The 21,839-nt window shown below is 59.8% G+C and carries 18 protein-coding genes; 6 read left to right on the top strand and 12 right to left on the bottom strand.

All coding sequences use genetic code 11. The features are described 5' to 3' along the window. Nucleotides 1-5: 5 nt before the first annotated feature. The 4 genes from plsX to AB5Y64_RS01495 all read right to left on the bottom strand — a co-directional run bounded on the left by plsX (nt 6) and on the right by AB5Y64_RS01495 (nt 2,570). The gene (gene plsX, locus AB5Y64_RS01510) at nt 6-1,025 is read right to left on the bottom strand and encodes a phosphate acyltransferase PlsX (RefSeq protein ID WP_368203113.1); all 1,020 of its coding nucleotides are present in this window, start codon (nt 1,023-1,025) and stop codon (nt 6-8) included. Nucleotides 1,026-1,034: 9 nt separating this feature from the next. Next, complete coding sequence (gene rpmF / locus AB5Y64_RS01505; RefSeq protein WP_005300935.1) at nt 1,035-1,202, bottom strand: 50S ribosomal protein L32; 168 nt, start codon at nt 1,200-1,202, stop codon at nt 1,035-1,037. Nucleotides 1,203-1,222: 20 nt separating this feature from the next. Beyond that, nucleotides 1,223-1,744 carry a 23S rRNA accumulation protein YceD gene (gene yceD / locus AB5Y64_RS01500; protein ID WP_029314532.1) on the bottom strand — a complete coding sequence of 174 codons (522 nt, stop codon included), beginning with the start codon at nt 1,742-1,744 and terminating at the stop codon, nt 1,223-1,225. Nucleotides 1,745-1,940: 196 nt separating this feature from the next. After that, the gene (locus AB5Y64_RS01495; RefSeq protein ID WP_333563587.1) at nt 1,941-2,570 is read right to left on the bottom strand and encodes an START domain-containing protein; all 630 of its coding nucleotides are present in this window, start codon (nt 2,568-2,570) and stop codon (nt 1,941-1,943) included. A 183-nt stretch (nt 2,571-2,753) separates the two neighbouring features. Between AB5Y64_RS01495 and AB5Y64_RS01490 the strand changes: the two genes are divergently transcribed. Further along, complete coding sequence (locus AB5Y64_RS01490; protein WP_113978916.1) at nt 2,754-3,335, top strand: nucleoside triphosphate pyrophosphatase; 582 nt, start codon at nt 2,754-2,756, stop codon at nt 3,333-3,335. A 52-nt stretch (nt 3,336-3,387) separates the two neighbouring features. Here the strand turns inward: AB5Y64_RS01490 and rluC are convergent, their stop codons facing one another. Then, entirely contained in the window at nt 3,388-4,332 is a 945-nt protein-coding gene (rluC, locus tag AB5Y64_RS01485; RefSeq protein ID WP_204509413.1) for a 23S rRNA pseudouridine(955/2504/2580) synthase RluC, read from the bottom strand. A gap of 414 nt (nt 4,333-4,746) precedes the next feature. Here rluC and rne point away from each other — a divergent pair, with 414 nt between their 5' ends. Beyond that, a complete protein-coding gene (gene rne, locus AB5Y64_RS01480) occupies nt 4,747-7,875 on the top strand; it encodes a ribonuclease E (protein WP_368203109.1) in 3,129 nt (1,042 codons plus the stop codon). A gap of 661 nt (nt 7,876-8,536) precedes the next feature. Here rne and AB5Y64_RS01475 read toward each other — a convergent pair. The 4 genes from AB5Y64_RS01475 to apbC form a co-directional block, all read right to left on the bottom strand. Beyond that, on the bottom strand, nt 8,537-10,009 hold the full coding sequence (locus tag AB5Y64_RS01475; RefSeq protein ID WP_029314527.1) for an inorganic phosphate transporter: 1,473 nt from the start codon (nt 10,007-10,009) through the stop codon (nt 8,537-8,539). Nucleotides 10,010-10,328: 319 nt separating this feature from the next. After that, nucleotides 10,329-10,910 carry a dCTP deaminase gene (gene dcd, locus AB5Y64_RS01470; protein WP_216986952.1) on the bottom strand — a complete coding sequence of 194 codons (582 nt, stop codon included), beginning with the start codon at nt 10,908-10,910 and terminating at the stop codon, nt 10,329-10,331. A 63-nt stretch (nt 10,911-10,973) separates the two neighbouring features. After that, on the bottom strand, nt 10,974-11,618 hold the full coding sequence (gene udk, locus AB5Y64_RS01465; RefSeq protein WP_010674731.1) for a uridine kinase: 645 nt from the start codon (nt 11,616-11,618) through the stop codon (nt 10,974-10,976). Between the two features lie 108 nt (nt 11,619-11,726). Then, nucleotides 11,727-12,809 (bottom strand): iron-sulfur cluster carrier protein ApbC, encoded by a 1,083-nt coding sequence (gene apbC, locus AB5Y64_RS01460; RefSeq protein ID WP_103243127.1) that lies wholly within the window; start codon nt 12,807-12,809, stop codon nt 11,727-11,729. A 185-nt stretch (nt 12,810-12,994) separates the two neighbouring features. Here apbC and metG point away from each other — a divergent pair, with 185 nt between their 5' ends. Beyond that, the gene (gene metG, locus AB5Y64_RS01455) at nt 12,995-15,028 is read left to right on the top strand and encodes a methionine--tRNA ligase (protein WP_041215171.1); all 2,034 of its coding nucleotides are present in this window, start codon (nt 12,995-12,997) and stop codon (nt 15,026-15,028) included. Nucleotides 15,029-15,099: 71 nt separating this feature from the next. On the opposite strand, the gene AB5Y64_RS01450 is transcribed toward metG, so the two are convergent. Then, nucleotides 15,100-15,834: a CHAD domain-containing protein gene (locus AB5Y64_RS01450; RefSeq protein ID WP_128313222.1), complete on the bottom strand. Its 735-nt coding sequence runs from the start codon at nt 15,832-15,834 to the stop codon at nt 15,100-15,102. 12 nt (nt 15,835-15,846) lie between these two features. Continuing rightward, the gene (locus AB5Y64_RS01445) at nt 15,847-16,119 is read right to left on the bottom strand and encodes an acylphosphatase (RefSeq protein ID WP_010674727.1); all 273 of its coding nucleotides are present in this window, start codon (nt 16,117-16,119) and stop codon (nt 15,847-15,849) included. A gap of 85 nt (nt 16,120-16,204) precedes the next feature. Here AB5Y64_RS01445 and AB5Y64_RS01440 point away from each other — a divergent pair, with 85 nt between their 5' ends. Then, complete coding sequence (locus AB5Y64_RS01440; protein ID WP_128312993.1) at nt 16,205-17,635, top strand: methyl-accepting chemotaxis protein; 1,431 nt, start codon at nt 16,205-16,207, stop codon at nt 17,633-17,635. A gap of 183 nt (nt 17,636-17,818) precedes the next feature. Then, entirely contained in the window at nt 17,819-19,012 is a 1,194-nt protein-coding gene (locus AB5Y64_RS01435; protein ID WP_128312994.1) for a class I SAM-dependent methyltransferase, read from the top strand. 459 nt (nt 19,013-19,471) lie between these two features. Here AB5Y64_RS01435 and AB5Y64_RS01430 read toward each other — a convergent pair whose 3' ends face one another. After that, complete coding sequence (locus AB5Y64_RS01430; RefSeq protein WP_368203104.1) at nt 19,472-20,116, bottom strand: glutathione S-transferase family protein; 645 nt, start codon at nt 20,114-20,116, stop codon at nt 19,472-19,474. A 259-nt stretch (nt 20,117-20,375) separates the two neighbouring features. Here AB5Y64_RS01430 and AB5Y64_RS01425 point away from each other — a divergent pair, with 259 nt between their 5' ends. Beyond that, nucleotides 20,376-21,560, top strand: a complete 1,185-nt coding sequence (locus AB5Y64_RS01425) for an acyltransferase (protein ID WP_128312996.1) — start codon at nt 20,376-20,378, stop codon at nt 21,558-21,560. Nucleotides 21,561-21,839: the final 279 nt, after the last annotated feature.

Raw genomic sequence — 21,839 nt, 5'->3', positions numbered from 1 at the left:
GAGTTTTATAAATCCCTGTCGGAAAAGACAGATTCAAGGCGATCTGCAATTTGCAATGGAAGTTGATGTCTGGCTTCTTGTGCGGCCAGCAGAATCGCATGACACAGAGCGCGGCGCTCGGCCCGCCCATGGCTTTTTACCACAATGCCGCGCAATCCTAACAGACTCGCGCCATTATACTGGTCGGGGCTCAGGTAAGAGAAACGCCGTTTGAACATAAATCCGGCGAGTCGACCAAGAAAACTGCGTTTTTTGCGCGGATATCCGGCCAGTTCGGCCATCATCCGCACCACCCCCTCCGCGGTCTTGAGCGCCACGTTGCCCACGAAACCGTCGCAGACGATCACGTCGCACTCGCCGCTGAAGATCCTGTCACCCTCGATAAAACCGACAAAATTCAGGGCGGAGCATTGGCGCAGCAACTCGGCGCTGTGGCGCACCAGGTCGTTGCCCTTGATCTCCTCCTCCCCCACGTTGAGCAGTGCCACTCTGGGTGACGGTATCCCCTCCACCTTCTCTGCAACCACAGCGCCCATCACGGCAAATTGCAGCAAGGTGTCGGCATCGCAGCTCACGTTCGCACCCAGATCCAGCATCACGGTCCGCTTTCCACTCAATGTGGGCAGCGCCTTGATGAGGGCTGGCCGGTCAACACCGGGCAAGGATTTGAGCACGCACTTGGCCATGGCCATCAAGGCACCGGTGTTGCCTGCACTGACACAGGCATCGGCAGCGCCGCTCTTGACCAGATCCAGGGTCACGCGCATGGAGGAGTCTTTCAGGGTACGTAGCGCCACGATAGGCTTTTCGCCCATGCCCACGACCTGGGAGGCATGCACGAGACGAACGCGAGGGTGATTAAGCAGGCCATGTTGCTGCAGAAGAGGGGCAGTCTGGTGTTGATCACCGACCAGAACAAGTTTTAGCTGGGGTAGAAGAGACAGTGCCTGCACGGCGGCAGGCACTGTTTCCGAGGGGCCGATATCTCCCCCCATTATGTCTAGCGCGACAGTTTGCGTAGACAAAGGCAATCCTTAAGCGATTACCTTTTTACCGCGGTAGAAACCATCGGCAGTCACGTGGTGACGACGATGAATTTCGCCACTGGTCTGATCAACAGTCAGGGCAGCGGTGGTCAGCGCATCGTGGGAACGACGCATGCCACGCTTGGCGCGGGTTTTACGGTTCTGTTGTACGGCCATGGTAGGCTAACTCCTAAAATTCACTTACGTTTGAGCGCTTCAAGAACTGCAAAGGGATTCGGCCGCTCATCAGCAGGTTCGATTTCACCCCAGGTCATCTCCATGTTTCCTCTGGGACACACATCCACCGGATGCATGGCTACTTGAGGCAACGAGAGGATGAGTTCATCCTCCAGGATTTGATGAAGATCTATCTCGCCGTTTTCGTCCAACTCAATGGGCTCATAAGCTTCCGGCAGTTCTTCCTCGTTTGTTCTTTCGAACAGCGGAGTGTAAATAAAACTAGCTTCACAAAGGTGTTCAAACGTCTCACCACAACGCTGGCAAACCAGGTCGACCTTGGCATGGGCAGTGCCTTTCATAACGGTCAACTTCTGGACATCTTTGCCAAAGTGCAGTGTGACATCCACATCACTTCGCAAGCCTTCGGTTGATTCCTCCAGCCTGGGCATCTGCGACTTTTCCACTATCCCGACATAATCGAGTAGCTTCAAGGCATTACGGACTGGATCAACCTTAACGGGCAACTTCACCTTTTGCATAGGGCGCGAATATTATAGGTCCAACAAGGGATAGTCAAAGGAAAAAGTCCTTACCGCCGATGATTTTACCTTCACAGGCCCCTGCAAGAGGAACTTGTGCTCATCGGTGGCCGATTATGCCATATCGTGCAGGATCTAGCACAGGATCCTGTTCCCCTCCCCTGTCTGTCCACCGGATGTGCTCCTTGGTGTCTCATCAGGTGGCAGAACAGCGCGGGTCGCTCCCCAGCAGGCCTGATGTCGCAGCCACTCTGGGCTCGGCTTCCATCAGTCGGCGTATGGCTTTGAAACTGCCCACGGCAGCCTTGATGGCAATGGGATTGACCAGCCAGCCCGGCAAGTTGTTGCCCGGGTTGGTATAGGTTTCGAGCCGAACGAGTGTGCTGCCATCCCGTTGGGGTAGCGCCTCCCACCGTCCGGCGCTTTCCTGGATCCGGAACAGCCCTGCATGCAATGGCAGGGCATTCGGCTCTGCCCACACCTCGAGAGTCAGGCCGCAATCGATGCGTCGACTCAAATGGGAGCGGGTGATGAGCTCCCTGTCTTGCACCGGCCAGGGAGACGCCAGGCGGGTATAGACCAGATCATCGTCGGGACCCGATCTGGCCAGCACCCTGACTTCACGGCTCTGGGGCAACCACTCTTCATGGCGCGCCGTGTTGCGCAGCACCGTTATCAGCGTGCCAGGATCGGCATTCACGCGCATCTCCAGACGTAAGGCCTGAAAAGAGGTCGGAGGATGTGGCTGGGTCCAAAGCATCACCCCCTCATCCCCCTGACGAAGTTGCCATGTTCCTGCCCAGCTGGCGAAGGAGATCAGTGCCATGACCAAGGCCGCATATCGTGTCATCACGCTCAATTCCGATCTCTTGTGTTTGTGCTGTGGTTCCATCAGCATGCATGCTTCCCGCTAATTAGGCGAGTCCCGCTCTAGACATCTCCTGTTTGCGTGGCCCCATCTGCACAGATAGAATCAACCAATTGATTTATAAATGGATATCATCAAAACATGCAGCCTTCCTTGATCCTCGCGTCCACCTCGTCCTACCGCAAGACCTTGCTGGAAAAACTCGGTCAGCCATTTCACTGTGCTGCGCCTCAAGTCGATGAGACAGCGCGACACGGAGAGACCGCGGAAGCCCTGGTCAGCAGATTGGCGTTTGCCAAGGCGAGTGCGGTTGCTGCTGATCGTGATCAAGGATTGATCATCGGTTCAGATCAGGTGTGCGTCTGTGACGGGCAGATCCTCGGCAAGCCCGGCACGGCGGAAAAGGCGGTCGAGCAGTTGCTGCAGGCCCAAGGCAAGCGCGTCATCTTTTACACCGGGCTGTGCGTGATCAATGCTGCGAATGGCCATGCCGAGCAGCTCGTCGAGCCTTTCACCGTGCATTTTCGCTCGCTCGACGAAGCCGCTATCCGTCGCTATGTGGAGGTCGAACGTCCTCTGGATTGTGCCGGCAGCTTCAAATGCGAGGGAATGGGCATCGTCTTGTTCAAGGCGCTGGAGGGGCGCGATCCCAATACCCTTGTCGGTCTTCCCCTGATAGGCTTGGTTGATCTCCTGGGTCGCCACGGCCTGGCTCTGCCATAACAAGAACTCTGCCATGAAAAACGGGAGCCAAGGCTCCCGTTTTTCATGGCTGTCAGCGTGGCAGCTTGGCGAGAAACGCCTCAAGTTCCGGTGACAATGGTGCTTCCACCTGGATCTCCCGATCATCCACCGGATGAGTAAAGGTGAGCTTCCAGGCGTGCAGGAACAGACGCTTTAGCCCCTGCCCTCGCATCTTTTCATCAAAACCGGCCTCACCATATTTGTCATCGCAGGCGATGGGATGGCCGGCGTGCTGGGTGTGGACACGGATCTGGTGAGTACGGCCAGTGATGGGGCTGCACTCGACCAGGGTCGCCTCGGCAAACTGACGTGCAATCCGGAACCGGGTCTCGGAGGGCTTGCCATCGCTGCTGACCCGTACCACCCGCTCGCCGGATTGCAGATCATTTTTGCGAAGTGGCGCATTGACCACCTTGACGTGGGGTTGCCACTGGCCGCGCACCAGCGCCAGATACTGCTTGCGCATGGTCTTGACCCGCAGCTGCTCGTGCAGGCTGCGCAGAGCACTGCGCTTCTTGGCAACCAGCAGTACGCCGGAGGTGTCGCGATCCAGCCGGTGCACCAGTTCGAGGAAACGGGCTTCGGGGCGCAGGGCACGCAGCCCTTCGATGACGCCAAAACTGAGGCCGCTGCCGCCGTGCACTGCCATGCCGGACGGCTTGTTGAGCACTATCATGGCGTCGTCTTCAAACAGGATCTGGCTCTCCAGACGCTGGATGCTGCCGAGGTTGGCAGAAGGCAACTCATTCTTCTCGGCCACACGCACGGGGGGCACCCGCACCTCGTCACCGGCACAAAGCTTGTATTCCGGTTTGATGCGCTTCTTGTTGACCCGCACCTCCCCTTTTCGAAGGATGCGATAAATCAGGCTCTTGGGGACGCCCTTTAACTGAGTCTTGAGAAAATTGTCGATGCGCTGCCCGTCATGCTCAGCTTCGATGGTGAGCAGCTGCACTTGTTGATGTATCTGTGTCATGGCGCGGATTTTAACACCGCCGACAGCCCTTGGCTGCATGCTTTGTTAAAAAATGGCGTCTTGCTATAAAAGTGGTTTAAATGGGATAATAAACAAGGTTTTGTCATTGTGTTCAAGCCTTGTACTAAGTGGCCAAAATGTATGCCACCCAATCCCGAAACACCGTGTATACAAGAACATGACGGTTCCCGGGTGCGAGGTACAACGCATGGAGAACACAAACAGAGCCGACGTAAATTGTCTCCACATCGGTATCCTTAATTCACGCCCTCTCGAGAAGGCTGAACCAGAGTGCCCTTAGTTTGCGCCTCATGCATACCCCAACCGGGAGGTTGCCCCAGCATGCTGAAGACCCGAGGCCGGCGCCGGCAGGACCCAGTGGAGGAATCAAAATGACAAAATAATGAGAACTCAATGAAAAGAATGCTAATCAACGCGACTCAGGAAGAAGAGTTGCGCGTAGCGCTGGTTGACGGACAACAGCTCTACGATTTGGATATTGAAAGTCCGGGACACGAGCAGAAAAAAGCGAACATTTACAAGGGCAAGATCACCCGAGTAGAACCCAGTCTCGAAGCTGCTTTTGTTGACTATGGCGCCGAACGCCACGGTTTCCTGCCGTTAAAGGAAATCGCCCGCAATTACTTCCCCTCCGGTTACTCCTATCAGGGTCGTCCCAATATCAAAGAAGTGGTCCGCGAAGGCCAGGAAGTGATTGTCCAGATCGACAAGGAAGAGCGTGGTACCAAGGGTGCAGCCCTCACCACCTTCATCAGTCTGGCTGGCAGCTACCTGGTGCTGATGCCGAACAACCCCCGTGCCGGCGGCATCTCCCGTCGCATCGAGGGTGACGAGCGGACCGAGCTGAAGGAAGCCCTGAGCGGACTGACCGTGCCGGACGGCATGGGCCTCATCGTGCGCACTGCCGGTGTGGGCAAGTCCCCGGAAGAGCTGGAGTGGGATCTGAACGTTCTGCTCAATCACTGGGACTCCATCCACAAGGCGTCACAACAACGTTCCGCTCCGGTGCTCATTCACCAGGAGAGCAACGTCATCGTGCGCGCCATCCGTGACTATCTGCGTCGCGATGTGGGCGAGATCCTGATCGACAACCCGGTCATCTTCGAGCGCGCCAAGTCGCATATCGAGCTGGTCCGCCCCGATTTCCTCAATCGCGTGAAGCTGTACAAGGGCGATGTCGCCCTGTTCAACCACTTCCAGATCGAGAGCCAGATCGAATCGGCCTTCCAGCGCGAAGTGCGCCTGCCCTCCGGCGGCAGCATCGTCATCGACCCGACTGAAGCACTGACCTCCATCGATATCAACTCCTCCCGCGCCACCAAGGGCGGCGATATCGAAGAGACCGCCCTGCAGACCAACCTGGAAGCGGCCGACGAGATCGCCCGCCAGCTGCGCCTGCGTGACCTGGGTGGCCTGATTGTCATCGACTTCATCGACATGACCCCGGTTCGCAATCAGCGCGAAGTGGAAAACCGTCTGCGTGAAGCTGTGCATCAGGATCGTGCCCGCATCCAGCTGGGCCGTATCTCCCGTTTCGGTCTGCTGGAGATGTCTCGCCAGCGTCTGCGTCCCTCCCTCAACGAGTCCAGCAGCCATATCTGCCCCCGTTGCCAGGGTCAGGGGGTCATCCGTGACAATGAATCCCTCGCCCTGTCCATCCTGCGTCTCATCGAAGAAGAGGCCATGAAGGACAATACCGAGCAGGTGCATGCCCAGGTGCCGGTCGATGTGGCCGCCTATCTGCTCAACGAGAAGCGTACCTCCATCGCCAATCTGGAACAGCGCAATGATGTACGTGTCTACATCATTCCGAACCAGCATCTGGAAACCCCGCACTACGAAGTGACCCGCATCCGTCAGAACGAGATCCCGGAAGCGGCCAGCTACGAGCTCAAAACCGAGATTGCCAAGCCGGTCTACCAGCCGCGCCAGGCTCAGGTAGTCGAGCGTGAACAACCGCTGCTGCAAGGGTTTGCCCCTGCTCCTCAGCCGGTTGCGCCCGCCGCCCCGGCTCCTGTTGCGACTCCCGCTCCGGTTGCAGAACAGGTTGGCTTCTTTGGCAAGCTGGCCAAGGCCTTCTCCGGCCTGTTTGGTGCCTCCTCCGATGCGGCTCCGGCCGAGGTGAAGGCGCCTGCCGACAAACCGGCCGCCCAGCGCGAAGCTCGCAAGGATGACGGGCACCGTCACCAGCGCGATGAATCCCGCAGCCGTGGTCAACGTGGCCGTCGCGATGACAACCGCGGCAGTCGCAATGCCGAGGCCGGCGAGAAGCGTGAAGGCGCAGCCAGCCGCGAGAGCAGTGATCGCAATCGTCGCCCGCGCAAAGAGCGTGAGCCTCGTCAAGAGCGGGAACCCCGTGGCGAAGTGCGCACCGAACAGCGCATGGAGCGTGAGCCTCGCGAACCCCGCCAGGAGCGCGAACCTCGTGCCCCGCGTCCGGCTCGTGAACCTCGCGCCCCCCGCGAACCCCGTGCCGAGGTGATCGTCGAGGCGGTTGATACCGTTGATACTGCGGTCGCCAGCGCTGAACCGCGTCAGGAAAAAGAGCAAAAAGTGGCCGAGCGCCGCGAACGTCGCCAACTGCGCAAGCAGATCCGTGTCGATGTCGCCGCGACCGACACCCCTGCCCTGCCGACTGACGAGCAAATCACCGATGTCGCCGACGTGCAAGCCGCCGCTGCTGAGCAACAAGAAGAGCAAGGCGAAGGTCAGCGTCGTTCCCGCCGTACCCCGCGCAATCAGCGCATCGAAGGGCAACGTCGCAAGCGCATCAACGAAGAGGCTCGTGGCCAGCGTGAAGAGGAAGCACAAGGTGAAGTGCAGCTGACTACCGCGGCCCAGGCCGATGCGGCTCAGGTGAAGGTGGAAGAACCGGTTGTGCCTGTCATCACCATTCCGAGCGCAGAAGCGGTTGCTGCCGCCCTGCAGGCCTCCGCCGCACTAACCGAACACGTGGTGGCTGAAGCCGTTGCTGAGGAAGCGGCAGAGCAAGCACTGGCAGCCCAGGCTGTGGATGCGCCCTCCACTGACGAAGTTGAGCAGGCTGCGCAAGCAGACGCTGAACCCGTCGCCGAAGTGGCAGTTGTCGAACCCGAGATGGTCGAACCTATCGTCAACACCGCCTCTCATGACGAACCTGTCGCCGTGATCGACGCTGTCGAGCAGACCCAACAAGTTGAGGCCATTCCAGAAGAGGTTGCACCGGTTGCTGAAGCGGCACCTGTCGTGATCGCTGAGGAGACGGCCACCGCCGAGGCGGAGGTCGTCGAGATGCCGGCTGCCGTGGTGCAAACCGAGCCAGCAACCAGCCCCGAAGTGAAGGTCAGCAAGGGTGCCGGTGTATTGGCCCGTGCCCGCAAGGCTTATGCCCCCATGGCAACGCCGGCTGCAGCTCCTGCCCCGACACCCCGTGAACCCGTGGAGTACGCTCCCCTGGTACGCAGTGAAGTCGTGACCTCCGGTCGCCACGGTGGCAGCACCGCTGCCAGCAACGTTGCAACCAGCCCGGCCGGTCGCCCCTGAGCAGACTCGTTAGTCTGAATGAAGAGCCACACATCGTGTGGCTCTTTTTTTGTCTCTTTATTGGGGCTGACATCGCCTTGCTCTCCCTCCCTGCCCGTTCGATATCCGCCGCTTTCACGATGTTCAGCGGCCACACACACTCAGTCCAAGCAAGACGTGAATAACACACCAGACAGAGGATTCATCTCTGTCAAAACATCACGACATGCCCTGCTTTGTCGACAGGGTCCGTGCATTGACAGCATATGAAGCCATTGGCAAACAGTCTGGCAGCGTTCCCCTTTGGTAGCACAGTCGGTGTGTTCAGTGGTGGCTGAGACAACCCAGGTTGAACGGGAATGCCAGACATAGGGCAACCTGTGGCACTCTTCACTCTCATCATTTCTGGTGAGGATCATAGACCCGTTGAACGCCCTCCCTTCAGCTTCACGTGCAAGGGTCGGCTCGTAACAAGGCGTCACACAGGCAGGTTCCCCTCACTGTGCACAACGAGTGGTTGAGGGATGTAGAGAAGCTAAAGAGGTGATAGATAATGTCATTCAACTTCTTGTCTGATGGCATATAGCTATTACTCATTGAACTATTGCCGCATGACGTGACATTCACCAGGCAACAAAAAAGGGCCCGAAGGCCCTTGTTTCATTTCCAATGACTGTCGCGCTTATCCGCCAAAGAGATGGTTGTTCAGCAGGAAGAGACCGCCGGAGAGCAGCATGGTGAGCGGCAACGTCAGCACCCAGGCCAGCAGAATGGTCTTGATGGTCTGGCTCTGCAGGCCGGACTTGTTGGCCACCATGGTCCCCGCCACCGCGGAGGAGAGAATGTGGGTGGTGGACACCGGCATCCCGGTCAGACTCGCAATCCCGATGGACGCGGCGGCCGTGATCTGGGCTGCAATGCCCTGGCTGTAGGTCATGCCGGAGGAACCAATCTTCTCCCCTACCGTGTAGACGATACGACGCCAGCCCACCATGGTGCCGCAACCGAGCGCCAGCGCGATGGACACGATGACCCAGGTCGGCGCATATTCGGCCGTGGCGGTCAGATCCTTGCGCCATTTGGCAAGATCGGTCAACTCCTTGGCCGGCAGCGGCAATTTGGAGACCTTGCGGGCAGTGTCGTCGATGCACAGCAGCAGACGACGCACCTCGCGGCGATCCACCAGATTCATCTCCTCGTAGGTGCGCACTTGGCCCAGACGCTTGTCGAGGGTCGCCATGGCCTGCAGGGCCTCCCCTGCCGCACAGTGGCTCATCAGCTCCTCCTGGGCTTTGGCAGGGACACTGAAGTTCACCAGATGGGAGACCTGATCCTGGTTACGCTGGTAGATCTCCATAATGCGCTGGTTGGCATCCTGGGTTCTGTCCAGATCATAGGAGCGGCTGTTCATGTCCAGCGCAAAATAGGCAGGCGCCATGCAGATCAGCACCAGCATCACCAGACCGATGCCTTTCTGACCATCGTTGGAGCCGTGCACGAAGCTCACCCCCATTGCGGAACAAATCAGAGTGACACGTGCCCAGAACGGTGGATGCTTCTTGCCGTCCACCAGCAGGCGCTCTTCCGGGGTCTTGTGGATCTTGCTGCCAAGCCATACGCGCTTCATGGCGAACAGCAGCAGGGCGGCAATGATGAAGCCCACGGTGGGAGAGATGATGAGAGAGAGCATGATGTCGATGGCTTTGCCGACGTTGATACCCTCTTTCAGGGGTTGATGGCTGATCAGGGCATAGGCGCCGCCTACCCCCAGGATGGAACCGATCAGGGTGTGGGAGCTGGATGCCGGAATACCGAAGTACCAGGTTCCCAGGTTCCAGACGATGGCCGAGAACAGCAGGGAGAACACCATGATCAGACCCTGGGTAGAGTCCATGCCAAGCAGCAGATCGATGGGCAGCAGGTGAACGATGGCATAGGCCACCCCCAATCCACCCAGCATGACACCGGCGAAATTGAACAGACCGGAAGCCACCACCGCCATATGAGCCGGCATCGCCTTGGTATAGATAACCGTTGCTACCGCGTTGGCGGTATCGTGAAAGCCGTTGATGAATTCATAGGCCAGCACAAAAAAAACGGCCAATACCAAACCGATTGACCACCACAAACCCAAACCACTAAACATTTCAAACATAAAAACGAACCTGTTTATGAGTTGCGGCGGATTATGCCAGAAGGCTCGATGCGCCATACCCGTTGTTGAAATATTTCAGCAAAAAAAAAAAAGGGCATTCCGTCAGAAAATGTCTTATGGCCTGTAGGAACGGGGCTTGTCGAGGATTAATTTAAGTCCATTCCATTGCTGTGGATAGGCGTCAATCAAAGCCTAAGCATAGCTCGATGTCCCGAAAAAGGCCGCTTTCAACCCGCTCGGCACGTCCGTTTCCTTTTGTCAGATATAAAAGAGGGTGCCCTGGCACCCTCCTCGATAGACAAGCCGCACGGTGCGGGGGTCAATCCTGGTTGATCCGGCTGGCCACAGCCCCTTGCTGACTCTTGTATTTGGCATTTTCCCGTTTGTTGTACGGGCGAGCCGCAGTACCTGACAGCATCTCGAAGTTCAGGGCACCGATCTTCATCTTGGGACGCAGGGCCAGAGGCAACTTGCCGCCGTTGTAAAACTCCAGCACGATGCGACCGGACCAGCCCGGATCGATGCGGTGGGCGGTGACGTGTACCATGAGGCCGAGGCGCGCCAGGGAGGAGCGACCATCCAGCCAGCCGACGATATCGGCGGGCAAGGTAACCGATTCATAGGTCACCGCCAGCGCCAGCTGACCCGGGTGCAGATAGAAGGCTTCACCGTCCGGCACGTGGATCTCCTCGCTCATCACCAGCTCGATGGCATCGGCCATCTCGGCACTGGTACCGCCAAGGTCGATATAAGGCGCGGTATGATCGCGAAACACCCGAAACTCGTTGCCCAGCAGCACATCGACGCTGACGCCGCTGATCCGCTCAACACCGGGCCTCGGCTCGATGACGATCTTGCCTTCATCCAGGTGCCGTTCGATATCGGTATCACAAAGACGCATTCTGCGACTCTCCTGACAAAAGATTCATTAAAAAAAGCCGGGCATCACCCGGCTTGTTTTCTCTCAACCAATCAACATATGGCGGATACGCGCCTTGAGCATGTCGATGGCGATGCGGTTCTTGCCGCCACGGGGCACGATCACGTCAGCATACTGCTTGGACGGGTCGATGAACTGCATGAACATGGGACGCACAGTCTTCTGATACTGCTTGAGCACGGAGTCCATGGTACGACCGCGCTCCTGCACATCGCGCACCAGACGGCGCAGCAAACAGATGTCGAGCGGGGTATCCATGAAGATGGAGGCGTCCATCAGTTCGCGCAGGCGGCTGTCAGTCAACAGCAGTATCCCTTCGAGGATGATGACACGGCGCGGTGCAAAGGTAGTGACCTCGGTCATGCGCGTGTGCTCGGTATAGGAGTACTGGGGGATGTTGACCGCCTCCCCTTGCGTCAGCTGGGTCAGATGCTGCACCAGCAGATCGTGATCCAGGGCATTGGGGTGGTCATAGTTGGTCTTGACCCGCTCTTCCATGGTCAGGTGGGTCTGATCACGGTAGTAGCAATCCTCGGTGATCACACCAATCTGACCCGCTCCCAGCTCGGCCACCAGCTCTTCATAGATGGTTTGGGCGATAAGACTCTTGCCGGACGCGGATGCACCAGCAATACCGATGATCACGCAGGAATGTTGAGTATCAGACATTGAAAATACCTAAAGAGAAGAGCACTGGGGATTGTTTAAACCGATCCATTATATGAAAAAGGGGTGGCCATGCCCACCCCAAATCCGTCCCCATTGGCCGAACGCCGATTATTCGTCCAGCGCCACCGTGTAGAGCGGGGTCGCAATCGGTTTTGCACTGAAATAGAGCTCGGCCCCTACCCGGCGAGCCAGTTTCAGGTAAGTCTGTGACAGCTCGCCATCCGGCGCACCGAACACGGTGGGGCAGCCGTCATCCATGTGCTGGCGAATGTCGATATGCAGCGGCAACTGACCAAGCAGCGCCACGTGATACTGCTCCGCCATCTTCTGGCCACCGCCGGTACCGAACAACGGCTCGTGATGCCCGCAGGCGCTGCAGACGTGGTAACTCATGTTCTCGACGATGCCAAGCACAGGCACATTGACCTTGTTGAACATAGCAATCCCTTTGCGGGCATCTGCCAGCGCCACATCCTGGGGCGTCGTGACGATCACCGCCGCCGTGGTGGGCACCTGCTGGGCCAACGTCAGCTGGATATCGCCAGTGCCCGGGGGCATGTCCACCACCAGGTAGTCCACCTCGCCCCAGCGGGTCTCGTGCAGGATCTGCCCGAGTGCCTTGCTCGCCATGGGACCGCGCCAGATGGTGGCATCCTGCTCGGCCACCAGATAACCGATGCTGTTGCTCTTGATGCCGCAGGCCATCACCGGCTCCATCAGCTTGCCATCAAAGCTGACAGGGCGCTCCTTGAGGGTCCCCGTCATGGTCGGGATGGAGGGGCCATAGATGTCCGCATCCAGCAGGGCGACCCGCGCCCCCTCTTTTTGCAGCGCCAGCGCCAGGTTGACCGCGGTAGTGGACTTGCCCACCCCTCCCTTGCCGGAGGCAACCACCAGGATATTGCGGATCCCCTGCACCGCCGCCAGTTGCTGCGCGCGGGGCATGCTGGCCACGTCTATCTCCCCCGTCCAGTCGATGCGGGTCGCACCGGTTGCGCTGCGCAGCCGGGCATCGAACTCCTCTTTGATCTGTTCAAACAGGGACTGGCCGGCAAAGGGCAGCACCAGCGTGATGGCCAGGGTCTGTTCGTGCCGCTCGACGGAACGCACAAAACCGGCCGCGACCAGATCCTTGCCCCATCCTGCCGGCTTAAATTCGGCCAGGATCTGTTTTACTGAATCAATCACCATTAACTCCCCATTATGTTGTCGTTATGCTGAGGTGAACGGTTACCGCACAAAAATCAGTGGCTTGCCGACGTCATCGTGATGCCGCCAGTCAGGGCACCGGGGGCCACAACCCTAGGCAGGCCGCCCCCAATTCGGGTAACATGCACGGCACTGTATCATCCCAACAGGCACATAAAGAACGTATTATGGCAACTGATCCTCGTAGAATGCTGGTAACCTGCGCCCTCCCCTATGCCAACGGCTCCATCCATCTCGGCCACATGCTGGAACACATCCAGGCCGATATCTGGGTTCGTTATCAGCGAATGCGTGGCCATCAGGTGCATTTCGTCTGTGCCGACGATGCCCACGGTACGCCCATCATGCTCAAGGCTCAGCAGATGGGGATCTCGCCGGAAGAGATGATTGCCGCCGTCTCCCAGGAGCACCAGGGGGATTTTGCCGGTTTCAACATCAGCTTCGACAACTACCACTCCACCCACAGCGACGAGAACCGCGAGCTGGCGGGCGTGATCTATGGCCGCCTCAAAGAGTCCGGCAAAATCAAGATCCGCACCATCTCCCAACTGTTCGATCCGGAAAAATCCATGTTCCTGCCGGATCGCTTCGTCAAGGGCACCTGCCCCAAGTGCAAGTCCCCCGATCAGTACGGTGACAACTGCGACGCGTGCGGCGCCACCTACAGCCCGACCGAGCTGATTGATCCGAAATCCGCCGTCTCCGGTGCGACCCCGGTGATGAAGGACTCAGAACACTACTTCTTCGACCTGCCCCAGTTCGAAGCCTGGCTCGCCGACTGGGTACGCGGCTCCGGCGCCATCCAGGAAGAGATGGCCAACAAGATGCAAGAGTGGTTCGAAAGCGGCCTGCAGCAGTGGGACATCACCCGTGACGCCCCCTACTTCGGCTTCGAAATTCCCGGTGCCCCCGGCAAGTACTTCTATGTCTGGCTGGACGCCCCCATCGGCTACATGGCGTCGTTCAAGAACCTGTGCAACAAGCGCGGCGACATCGACTTCGACAGCTACTGGAAAGCGGACTCCGACGCCGAGCTCTATCACTTCATCGGCAAGGACATCGCCTACTTCCACTGCCTGTTCTGGCCGGCCATGCTGGAAGGCGCGAACTTCCGCAAGCCGACCAAGGTCAACGTGCACGGCTATGTGACCGTCAACGGCGCCAAGATGTCCAAGTCCAAGGGCACCTTCATCAAGGCGTCCACCTATCTCAAGCACCTAGATCCGGAGTGCCTGCGTTACTACTACGCCGCCAAGCTCAACAGCCGCATCGACGATCTGGACTTGAACCTCGAAGACTTCGTCTCCCGCGTCAACGCCGATGTGGTCAACAAGCTGGTCAACCTGGCCTCTCGCAACGCCGGCTTTATCGCCAAGCGTTTTGACGGCAAGCTGGCCGCCACCTGCGCCGAGCCCGCACTCTACGCCGAGTTTGCCAACGCCAGCGCCAGCATCGCCGAAGCCTATGAAGCGCGCGAATTCAGCCGAGCCATCCGCGAGATCATGGCCCTGGCCGACAAGGCCAACCGCTATGTGGACGACAAGGCTCCCTGGGTCATCGCCAAGCAGGAAGGGGCGGATGCCGAGCTGCAAGCCGTCTGCTCCGTCGGCATCAACCTGTTCCGCGTGCTGATGGCCTACTTGAAGCCCGTCATGCCGCAACTGGCCGAGCGCGCCGAAGCCTTCCTCGGCGAGACCCTGACCTGGGACGGCATCGCCGCCCCTCTGGTCGACCACGGCGTCGCTCCCTTCAAGGCGCTCTTCTCCCGCATCGAGTCCGCCAAGGTGGATGCCATGGTGGAAGCGTCCAAGGAAGATCTCGCCAAGGAGCAGAGCAAGAAACCGGCAGGCCCCCTGGTGGACGATCCCATCAGCGAGACCATCACCTACGACGACTTTGCCAAGATTGACCTGCGGGTGGCGCTGATCAAAAAGGCCGAAGCGGTGCCGGAAGCCGAGAAGCTGCTGAAGTTGCAGCTGGACATCGGCGGCGAAACCCGTCAGGTGTTTGCCGGTATCAAGTCTGCCTACAACCCGGAAGATCTGGAAGGCAAGCTGACCGTGATGGTGGCCAACCTGGCCCCGCGCAAGATGCGCTTTGGCATGTCCGAAGGCATGGTGCTGGCGGCAGGTCCAGGTGGCAAGGATCTCTGGATCCTCGAGCCCCAGGAAGGTGCCCAGCCGGGCATGCGCGTGAAGTAATACGCCTCTTCCCGGACAGTCCCAATAAAAAGAGAGGCCAATGGCCTCTCTTTTTTTACCTTGTGGGGTGCTTACTGCCCGCTCTGCAGCAATGCCATGCGAAGGCCGACCAGCTCCGCCTGATGGCAATCCAGTTGCAGTAGTTGGCAGCGGATCTCTGTTTTCAGGGCTCGCCGTTGCTGGCCTCGCCCCGTTTCGCCCCCAAGGCGTCTTAGCCATTGGCGCCTGTCCTGCAATTGCCCAAGCCGCTCCTGCCAGCTCACCAGCATGGACAACCAGGCCGGATCCCCTCCCCCCTGTGCCGTCAGCAGCTCCATCCCGTAGCGCGCCTGTTTCAGCACCAGACGCAGCCGGTGCCAGCACCGAAGTTTCGCCCTGATGCCCACAGGAAGGGAGGTGGTCTTCGCCAGTGCATCCGACAGTGACAGCGCCAGATGCAGCCGAAACAGCGGCAAGAGATCGACACCGACGGGTACCTCTTCCAGTCGGGCCAGCCAACGGGCCAGCGGGCCGGTCAACAGGGGGACCCGTGGCAAGCGGCTCTGCCGAAGCGAGCCACCATGATGCTGCGCATAGACCTGGGCATCGCGCAGGGCGGAGAGCGTACCGACGGCACGGGTCAATCGCAGCTCCAGCTCGGGCTCATGAATGAGGGGTCGCCACAGGGCGAGCAGCGCCAGCAGGCGACGGGCCGCGATCCGGTAGGCATGCACCTCTTCCATCCCCTTGTGCTGGCGCAGTGCCAGGGCCGCCCCCCGATATTGCCCAACGAGCCGGTTGGCCTGCGCAATCCCGCTCTCCCCCATGAACCCTCCCGGCTAGTTGGTATGAAAACCGGTTCCAGTGGGTGGCAACGCCTGGGTGCACTCCATTCGGGTGACGGTGGCGGTTCGGGGCCCGTGCTCAAGCCAGCCCAGCATCATCTGTACCTTCTGTTCGGGACCGGCAATCAGGATTTCCACCGAACCATCTTCCAGGTTGTAGGCATGCCCCCGCAGCCCCAGTTGCAGCGCCCGCTCCCGGGTGAAGTAGCGAAACCCCACCCCCTGAACCTGACCCCACACCCGCACGACAAACGATTGCTCTCCCATTTATCACACCTTTCCCTTAAGTAATTTTTCCCCGGGGCGATAATGAGCGCGACACTCTCTTCCCCTTGCAGGACGCAATACCATTATGAAAGAAGTAAAGTTTCGGTGGGTTGACCGTTATCTCATTCACCTCACGATCAGCGAGAAATTTCTCATCACCTTCTGGTGCCCCCTGGTGTTCATCGCCTTCCTCACCTGGTATCTGCTGGCCGACGGCCATGATCAGGCGATGCAGCTCAGAGTGGATCAGCTAAAAGGGCGGGTCGAGACCACGGCCCAGCTGGTGAGCCAGCAGCCGACCCTTACCCTGCCCGCGGATCTCGTACTCACGCCTGGCGCCGCCACCGGCCTTAGCCAGCAGGGGAACGTCTATCGCTATGGCGCCAGCGCAGGTCAGGCGGGCGTCGTCTCCGGCACCCTGGATACGAGTCACTACGCCCTCTGGGATGGCCAGGGCACTACCCTGACCATCATCGCAGTGCTGGCCGCCCTGCTGGCCCTCATCACCCACTATCTGATGACCTTTGTCTCGGGGGCCCTCTACTCCACCAACAAGGCATTGCAGACGGTAGCGAACGGCGATCTCACCTTCCGGCTCAATTTCTTCCCGGTGCGCGACGAGTTCTCCATTCTGGCGGGCAGCATCGACACCTTCACCGACCGCCAGCACAAGATAGTGCAACTGGTGGAAGAGTCCGCCGATGCCCTTACCCTGGCCGCAGACGAATTTCGCGAGCATGCCAGCGACGGCGAGCAGCTTGCCCGCGCCCAGCGACAGCACATGGACTCCCTGGCCGCCGCCATGGAGCAGATGTCCGCCGCCATCCGGGAAGTGGCCCGCAACGCCAACGACACCCTGCTGCAAACCCGCCAGTCCAGCGACGAGGCGACTCACGGGGCACAACGGGTGGCACGCACCATCACCGCCATCCGCACCCTGGCAGACGAGATTGGCAATGCATCGGGCGCGGTCGAGCGGCTGACTCACAACGCCAATCGCATCAACGAAGTGGTCAACGTCATCAACGCCATCTCCCAGCAAACCAACCTGCTGGCCCTCAATGCCGCCATCGAGGCCGCCCGGGCTGGTGAACAGGGACGCGGCTTTGCGGTGGTGGCCGACGAGGTGCGCACCCTCGCCAGTCGCACTCAGCAGGCCACGGTGGAGATCCAGCAGATGATCGAGGAGCTCCAGGCCGGTACCGGGGCGCTGAACGACATCATGGAGAAGACGGTGGGGCGCGCGACCGACAGCCAGCAGCTCATCACCGAGGTGGGCATGGACATCGAGCGGCTCAGCAACCACAGCGATGCGGTGCTGGAGATGAGCACCCAGATCGCCACCTCCAGCGAAGAGCAGAGTTCGGTGGCCGAAGAGATCACCCGCAACCTCGACAAGGTGCGCCACGAGGCAAGCCGGGTGGAGGAGTCCGCCAGCGCGGCGGTCGCCGGCACCACCGGCCTCAAGGGAACCGCCAGCGAACTCGGTCAGGCGCTCACCGGCCTGCGGATCTGACCACTCCGGCAGGCCATCGTCCAGATGGCCTGCCATGTCTGGGCCAGGCGCTGGGGACGTGCTAAACAGCCCGTTCGACCCTGACCGCGTGTGGATGCACGGATCCCGGTAGACGCGGCTTGCGTGCCTACCCTCACAGCCCCTACTATATGCCCCCTTCTTTTCTACCATCGGCAACTACCCATGAGCGCTTCCATCTATCTCGTCAAAGGCCGCGAAAAATCCCTGCTGCGTCGCCACCCCTGGATCTTCTCCAAGGGCATTGAGCGGGTGCAGGGCAACCCCGTTGACGGCGATACCGTCGAGATCTTCACCCATGACGGCAAATGGCTCGCCCGTGGCGCCTGGTCCGGCAGCTCCCAGATCCGTGCCCGGGTCTGGACCTTCGATAAGGATGAGAGCGTCGATCTCGACTTCTTCATCCGTCGCCTCAAATATGCGCAGGAGTCCCGTGACGGGCTCATCAAGCGTCAGGGCCTCACCGGCTATCGCCTCTGCGCCGCCGAATCCGACGGTCTGCCGGGCCTCACCATCGACCGCTACGCCGACTTCCTGGTGTGCCAGATCCTCTCCGCCGGTGCCGAGTTCCAGCGCGAGCTGATCACGCAAGCCCTGCGTACCCTCTACCCCGAGTGCAGCATCTATGAGCGCTCCGACGTGGCCGTGCGCAAGAAGGAAGGGCTGAAGGAGCGCACCGGCGTCATCCATGGCGAGACCCCGACCGACCCCGTGGTCATCGAGGAGAATGGCGGCGTCAAGATCCTGGTAGATATTCGCAACGGTCACAAGACGGGTTTCTATCTGGATCAGCGGGATAACCGCCTTGCCGCAGCGAAATACACTGAAGGCAAGCGGGTGCTCAACTGCTTCTGCTACACCGGCGGTTTCGGGGTCTATGCCCTCCAGGGCGGTGCCAAGGAGGTAGTCAACGTCGATCTATCCCAGAATGCGCTGGACATCGCCCGCCAGAACGCCGAACTGAACGGTCTCGATACCAGCAACACCCAGTTCGTGCGTCACGACGTCTTCAATCTCTTGCGCGAATATCGCGAGAAGGGCGAGAAGTTCGATGTCATCGTGCTGGATCCGCCCAAGTTTGCCGAGAGCAAGGCCCAGCTGCTGGGCGCCTGCCGCGGCTACAAGGACATCAACATGCTGGCCTTCCAGCTGCTGGCACCGGGTGGCGTGCTCTTGACCTACTCCTGTTCCGGCCTGATGGAGCAGAGCCTGTTCCAGAAGATAGTGGCCGATGCGGCCCTCGATGCCGGCCGCGACGCCCAGATCCTGGAGCTCCTCTCCCAGGCATCCGATCACCCCATCGGCACCGCCTATCCGGAAGGCTTCTACCTCAAGGGGCTGGTGGTACGCGCCCGTTAAGCCGATCAGACCTGCGCTGCCCCCCTTGTCCCCGGTTCCAGTTCCGGGTCCGGCAAGCCATCAAGAAGCCCGCGATCGTAGCGGGCTTTTTTTATGCGGCCGCCAAAGAGACAACCTCCCCCCCGACTTTGCCACCAACAGCGATTGCTGCCCCCATCCCTCCTCTTCGACTGACGACAGCCATCCTCAATCAAAGGTTGCCGCATCGTTAACCCGATTCTCATCTCTCTTTCACTACACAACCCACCAGCAGAGACATGCCCGGCATTTGTTTTATGCAAAAGCATGAAATATTACGCATCAACATTAAAAAATCCTCGGGGAAATATCAGCCATAAACGCATACCCACTCATTTGAATGAATATTGCTGTTTTCCCCTGCAATGGATCACGCCATGCCCCTGTCCGCCTCGCACATTGCCTGGGGCGACAATACTCGCCCACCACAAGTCATCCCGCTCAATCACGCGCTGGCGCGCCCAGCGGGAAGTAGTGTCGAAATGGCCTCGCCTCCTCTACCACCCGCACGATGGAGGGATGATTGAGCAGACGGGCGCGATAGGCACGCAGACGGCCATAGCCAGCCGGGATCTCGTGGGCCCAGTCGGCGTAGAAGAGCGAGGGGGCTGCGGCGCAATCGGCCAGCGTAAAGTCTGCGCCGGCAATCCAGTGGCGTCCTTCCAGTCGCTGATCAAGCCAGGGGTAGATCTGATTGAGCAGCTCGCGGGCCTCCACTACGCCATAGCGGTCGCGATCAGCGGCCGGGCGCATTGCATCCAGCACCACTTTTTGCATCGGCGTCATCACATAGTTGTCGAAGACGCGATCCAGCATATGCACCTCCAGACCCGCATCGCCAGGCGGGATCAGGCTGACGGGGCCCGGATGGTGCGCCTGCAGATGGGCGACGATGGTGCTGCTCTCGAGGATGCAGCGACCATCATCCAGCAACATCGGGAAGCGCTTGAGTGGCCAGAGGGCGGCAAGTTCGGCGCTCGCCTCCGGCTCTTCGAGATTCCGGTACTCGAACGGGGTGGCATTCTCGTAGAGAGCGATCAGCACTTTCTGGCTGTAGGAAGAAAAGGGGTGGGCATAGAGTTTCATGGGGATGTTCCTGACGCTCAGAGGGATGACTTCCCTAGTCTAGATCCCCTCTCTATTTTCGATGCGTCCCTATCCCATGCTGGTTTTAGGATGATAAACGCCCATTCATGACGGCAATCACACTCGTATGACTCTCTTTTAGGTAGGGTGATCCCGCCTGTGGCCGCCAAGCCGGGGCAGCCGACTCATCAGGGTTGATGAGCGGCACCACAACAAAAATTGATGTCAGGCCAAGCTGAACATCATCAAGGATCCCGTCATGAATCAATCATTGCCGCTGTTGACGCCGCTGCGGGGCATCGCTGCCCTGATGGTGGTGCTGTTCCATGCCCGCTTGCTGCTCTTTCCCCAGTGGATGGAGTCGATCGCAGGCCACACCCAACTCATCGAGAACGGCTACCTCTGGGTCGATCTCTTCTTTATTTTGAGCGGGCTGGTGCTGGCCCACGTCTACGGGGAGGCCTTCGCCCGCACGCCCCGCACCATCGGTTATGGCCGCTTCCTCTGGCTGCGGCTGACCCGGGTGTATCCCCTCTACCTGGTGACCCTGCTGCTGCTGGTAGGCTGGGAGCTCTACAAGGCCCACCACGGGATTGGCTTCTACGCCGGCCCCCTGTTCAAGATGTGGGAGTGGGAAGGAATGCCTCCGTTCGGCTCACCCTTTACCCCCGCCGAGGCGCTGCCAAGCAGCCTGTTGCTGCTGCAGGTGGTGACCGATCACGGATTGACCTGGAACTTCGCCGCCTGGTCGCTCAGCGTGGAGTGGATTAGCTATCTGCTGTTTCCGCTGCTCATTCCCCTCGCCGTCACCCGCAGCCGCTGGAGCAACCTCGCCCCTTTGATGGCCCTGACGGTGCTGGCCTTTATCGTGCACAGTCGCGGTACCCTGGATGTCACCAGCGGGGCGCTGGCCATCGGGCGCGGGGTGAGTGAATTCGTGCTCGGCCTCTGGCTGCTGCCGAAGGTGAAGGCTGCCCGCCAGTGGCCCATGATGCAGCGGGATCTGCCGCTGCTGCTCGCCTTTTTGATCCCCTTCGCGCTGATGCAGTTCACCATGACGCCGCAGCTGACCCTGCTGCTGATCAGCGCCTACGTGTTGCTGATCTGGATTGCCGCCTGCCAGGGCGATCGCCAGAGCCCGCTGCTGCGCCTCCTGGACAACCGCTTCACCAACTGGCTGGGGGATCTCTCCTACTCCATCTACCTGCTCCACGCCCTGGTGTTGCTCACCGGCTGCGAGCTTGTCCACTCTCTGGCGCCGGGGCTCACCGCGTGGTGGTACGCCCAGACCAACCCCTTGCTGGGGGTGCTGGCCACCCTGTTGATGCTCGCCGTGCTGATCGGGCTCTCGGCGCTGAGCTACACCCTGCTGGAGCGGCCGCTGCAACGGCGACTGCGCCGGCTAGGCAAGGCGCCCCAACCAGTGATGGAGCAAGCTGGCTAGTTTCCGTCGCCACATGCTGCCCCGATGCAAGACCGGCACGCCGTCGGGGCGGCTCAAAGTGGGACTAGCCTGAGCAAGGCGAAGAGTACGGCTCTTTTTGAACCCGACAATCCCCTGCGCTTTGTGTGAATTCCAGTTCGAATCAAGAGGGCCGTCTGTGGCATAATGGCCCGTCCTGTGGTCCTCGGCGGGGCTTCGCCGGCGCATCCTTGCCCTCCTCCCGTCCTGCCAGGCAGCCTGACATCACTGTGTTCACAGGCCGCCAGGGCCACCCTATTT

Source organism: Aeromonas sp. R5-1, assembly GCF_040908265.1.
Classification (GTDB): Bacteria; Pseudomonadota; Gammaproteobacteria; order Enterobacterales; family Aeromonadaceae; genus Aeromonas; species Aeromonas caviae.
Note: the sequence above shows the minus strand (reverse complement) of the source record. Positions and strands in the feature narration are given on the sequence as shown.

What these genes read in the sequence shown, in the direction of transcription:
- AB5Y64_RS01440 (WP_128312993.1), top strand. Translation starts at nt 16,205, where the DNA reads ATGAAAGAAGTAAAGTTTCGGTGGGTTGACCGTTATCTCATTCACCTC.
- AB5Y64_RS01435 (WP_128312994.1), top strand. Translation starts at nt 17,819, where the DNA reads ATGAGCGCTTCCATCTATCTCGTCAAAGGCCGCGAAAAATCCCTGCTG.
- AB5Y64_RS01445 (WP_010674727.1), bottom strand. Translation starts at nt 16,119, where the DNA reads ATGGGAGAGCAATCGTTTGTCGTGCGGGTGTGGGGTCAGGTTCAGGGG.
- rluC (WP_204509413.1), bottom strand. Translation starts at nt 4,332, where the DNA reads ATGACACAGATACATCAACAAGTGCAGCTGCTCACCATCGAAGCTGAG.
- AB5Y64_RS01430 (WP_368203104.1), bottom strand. Translation starts at nt 20,116, where the DNA reads ATGAAACTCTATGCCCACCCCTTTTCTTCCTACAGCCAGAAAGTGCTG.
- apbC (WP_103243127.1), bottom strand. Translation starts at nt 12,809, where the DNA reads ATGGTGATTGATTCAGTAAAACAGATCCTGGCCGAATTTAAGCCGGCA.
- AB5Y64_RS01425 (WP_128312996.1), top strand. Translation starts at nt 20,376, where the DNA reads ATGAATCAATCATTGCCGCTGTTGACGCCGCTGCGGGGCATCGCTGCC.
- AB5Y64_RS01475 (WP_029314527.1), bottom strand. Translation starts at nt 10,009, where the DNA reads ATGTTTGAAATGTTTAGTGGTTTGGGTTTGTGGTGGTCAATCGGTTTG.
- AB5Y64_RS01450 (WP_128313222.1), bottom strand. Translation starts at nt 15,834, where the DNA reads ATGGGGGAGAGCGGGATTGCGCAGGCCAACCGGCTCGTTGGGCAATAT.
- AB5Y64_RS01490 (WP_113978916.1), top strand. Translation starts at nt 2,754, where the DNA reads ATGCAGCCTTCCTTGATCCTCGCGTCCACCTCGTCCTACCGCAAGACC.
- dcd (WP_216986952.1), bottom strand. Translation starts at nt 10,910, where the DNA reads ATGCGTCTTTGTGATACCGATATCGAACGGCACCTGGATGAAGGCAAG.
- udk (WP_010674731.1), bottom strand. Translation starts at nt 11,618, where the DNA reads ATGTCTGATACTCAACATTCCTGCGTGATCATCGGTATTGCTGGTGCA.
- AB5Y64_RS01495 (WP_333563587.1), bottom strand. Translation starts at nt 2,570, where the DNA reads ATGGCACTGATCTCCTTCGCCAGCTGGGCAGGAACATGGCAACTTCGT.
- metG (WP_041215171.1), top strand. Translation starts at nt 12,995, where the DNA reads ATGGCAACTGATCCTCGTAGAATGCTGGTAACCTGCGCCCTCCCCTAT.
- rpmF (WP_005300935.1), bottom strand. Translation starts at nt 1,202, where the DNA reads ATGGCCGTACAACAGAACCGTAAAACCCGCGCCAAGCGTGGCATGCGT.
- rne (WP_368203109.1), top strand. Translation starts at nt 4,747, where the DNA reads ATGAAAAGAATGCTAATCAACGCGACTCAGGAAGAAGAGTTGCGCGTA.
- yceD (WP_029314532.1), bottom strand. Translation starts at nt 1,744, where the DNA reads ATGCAAAAGGTGAAGTTGCCCGTTAAGGTTGATCCAGTCCGTAATGCC.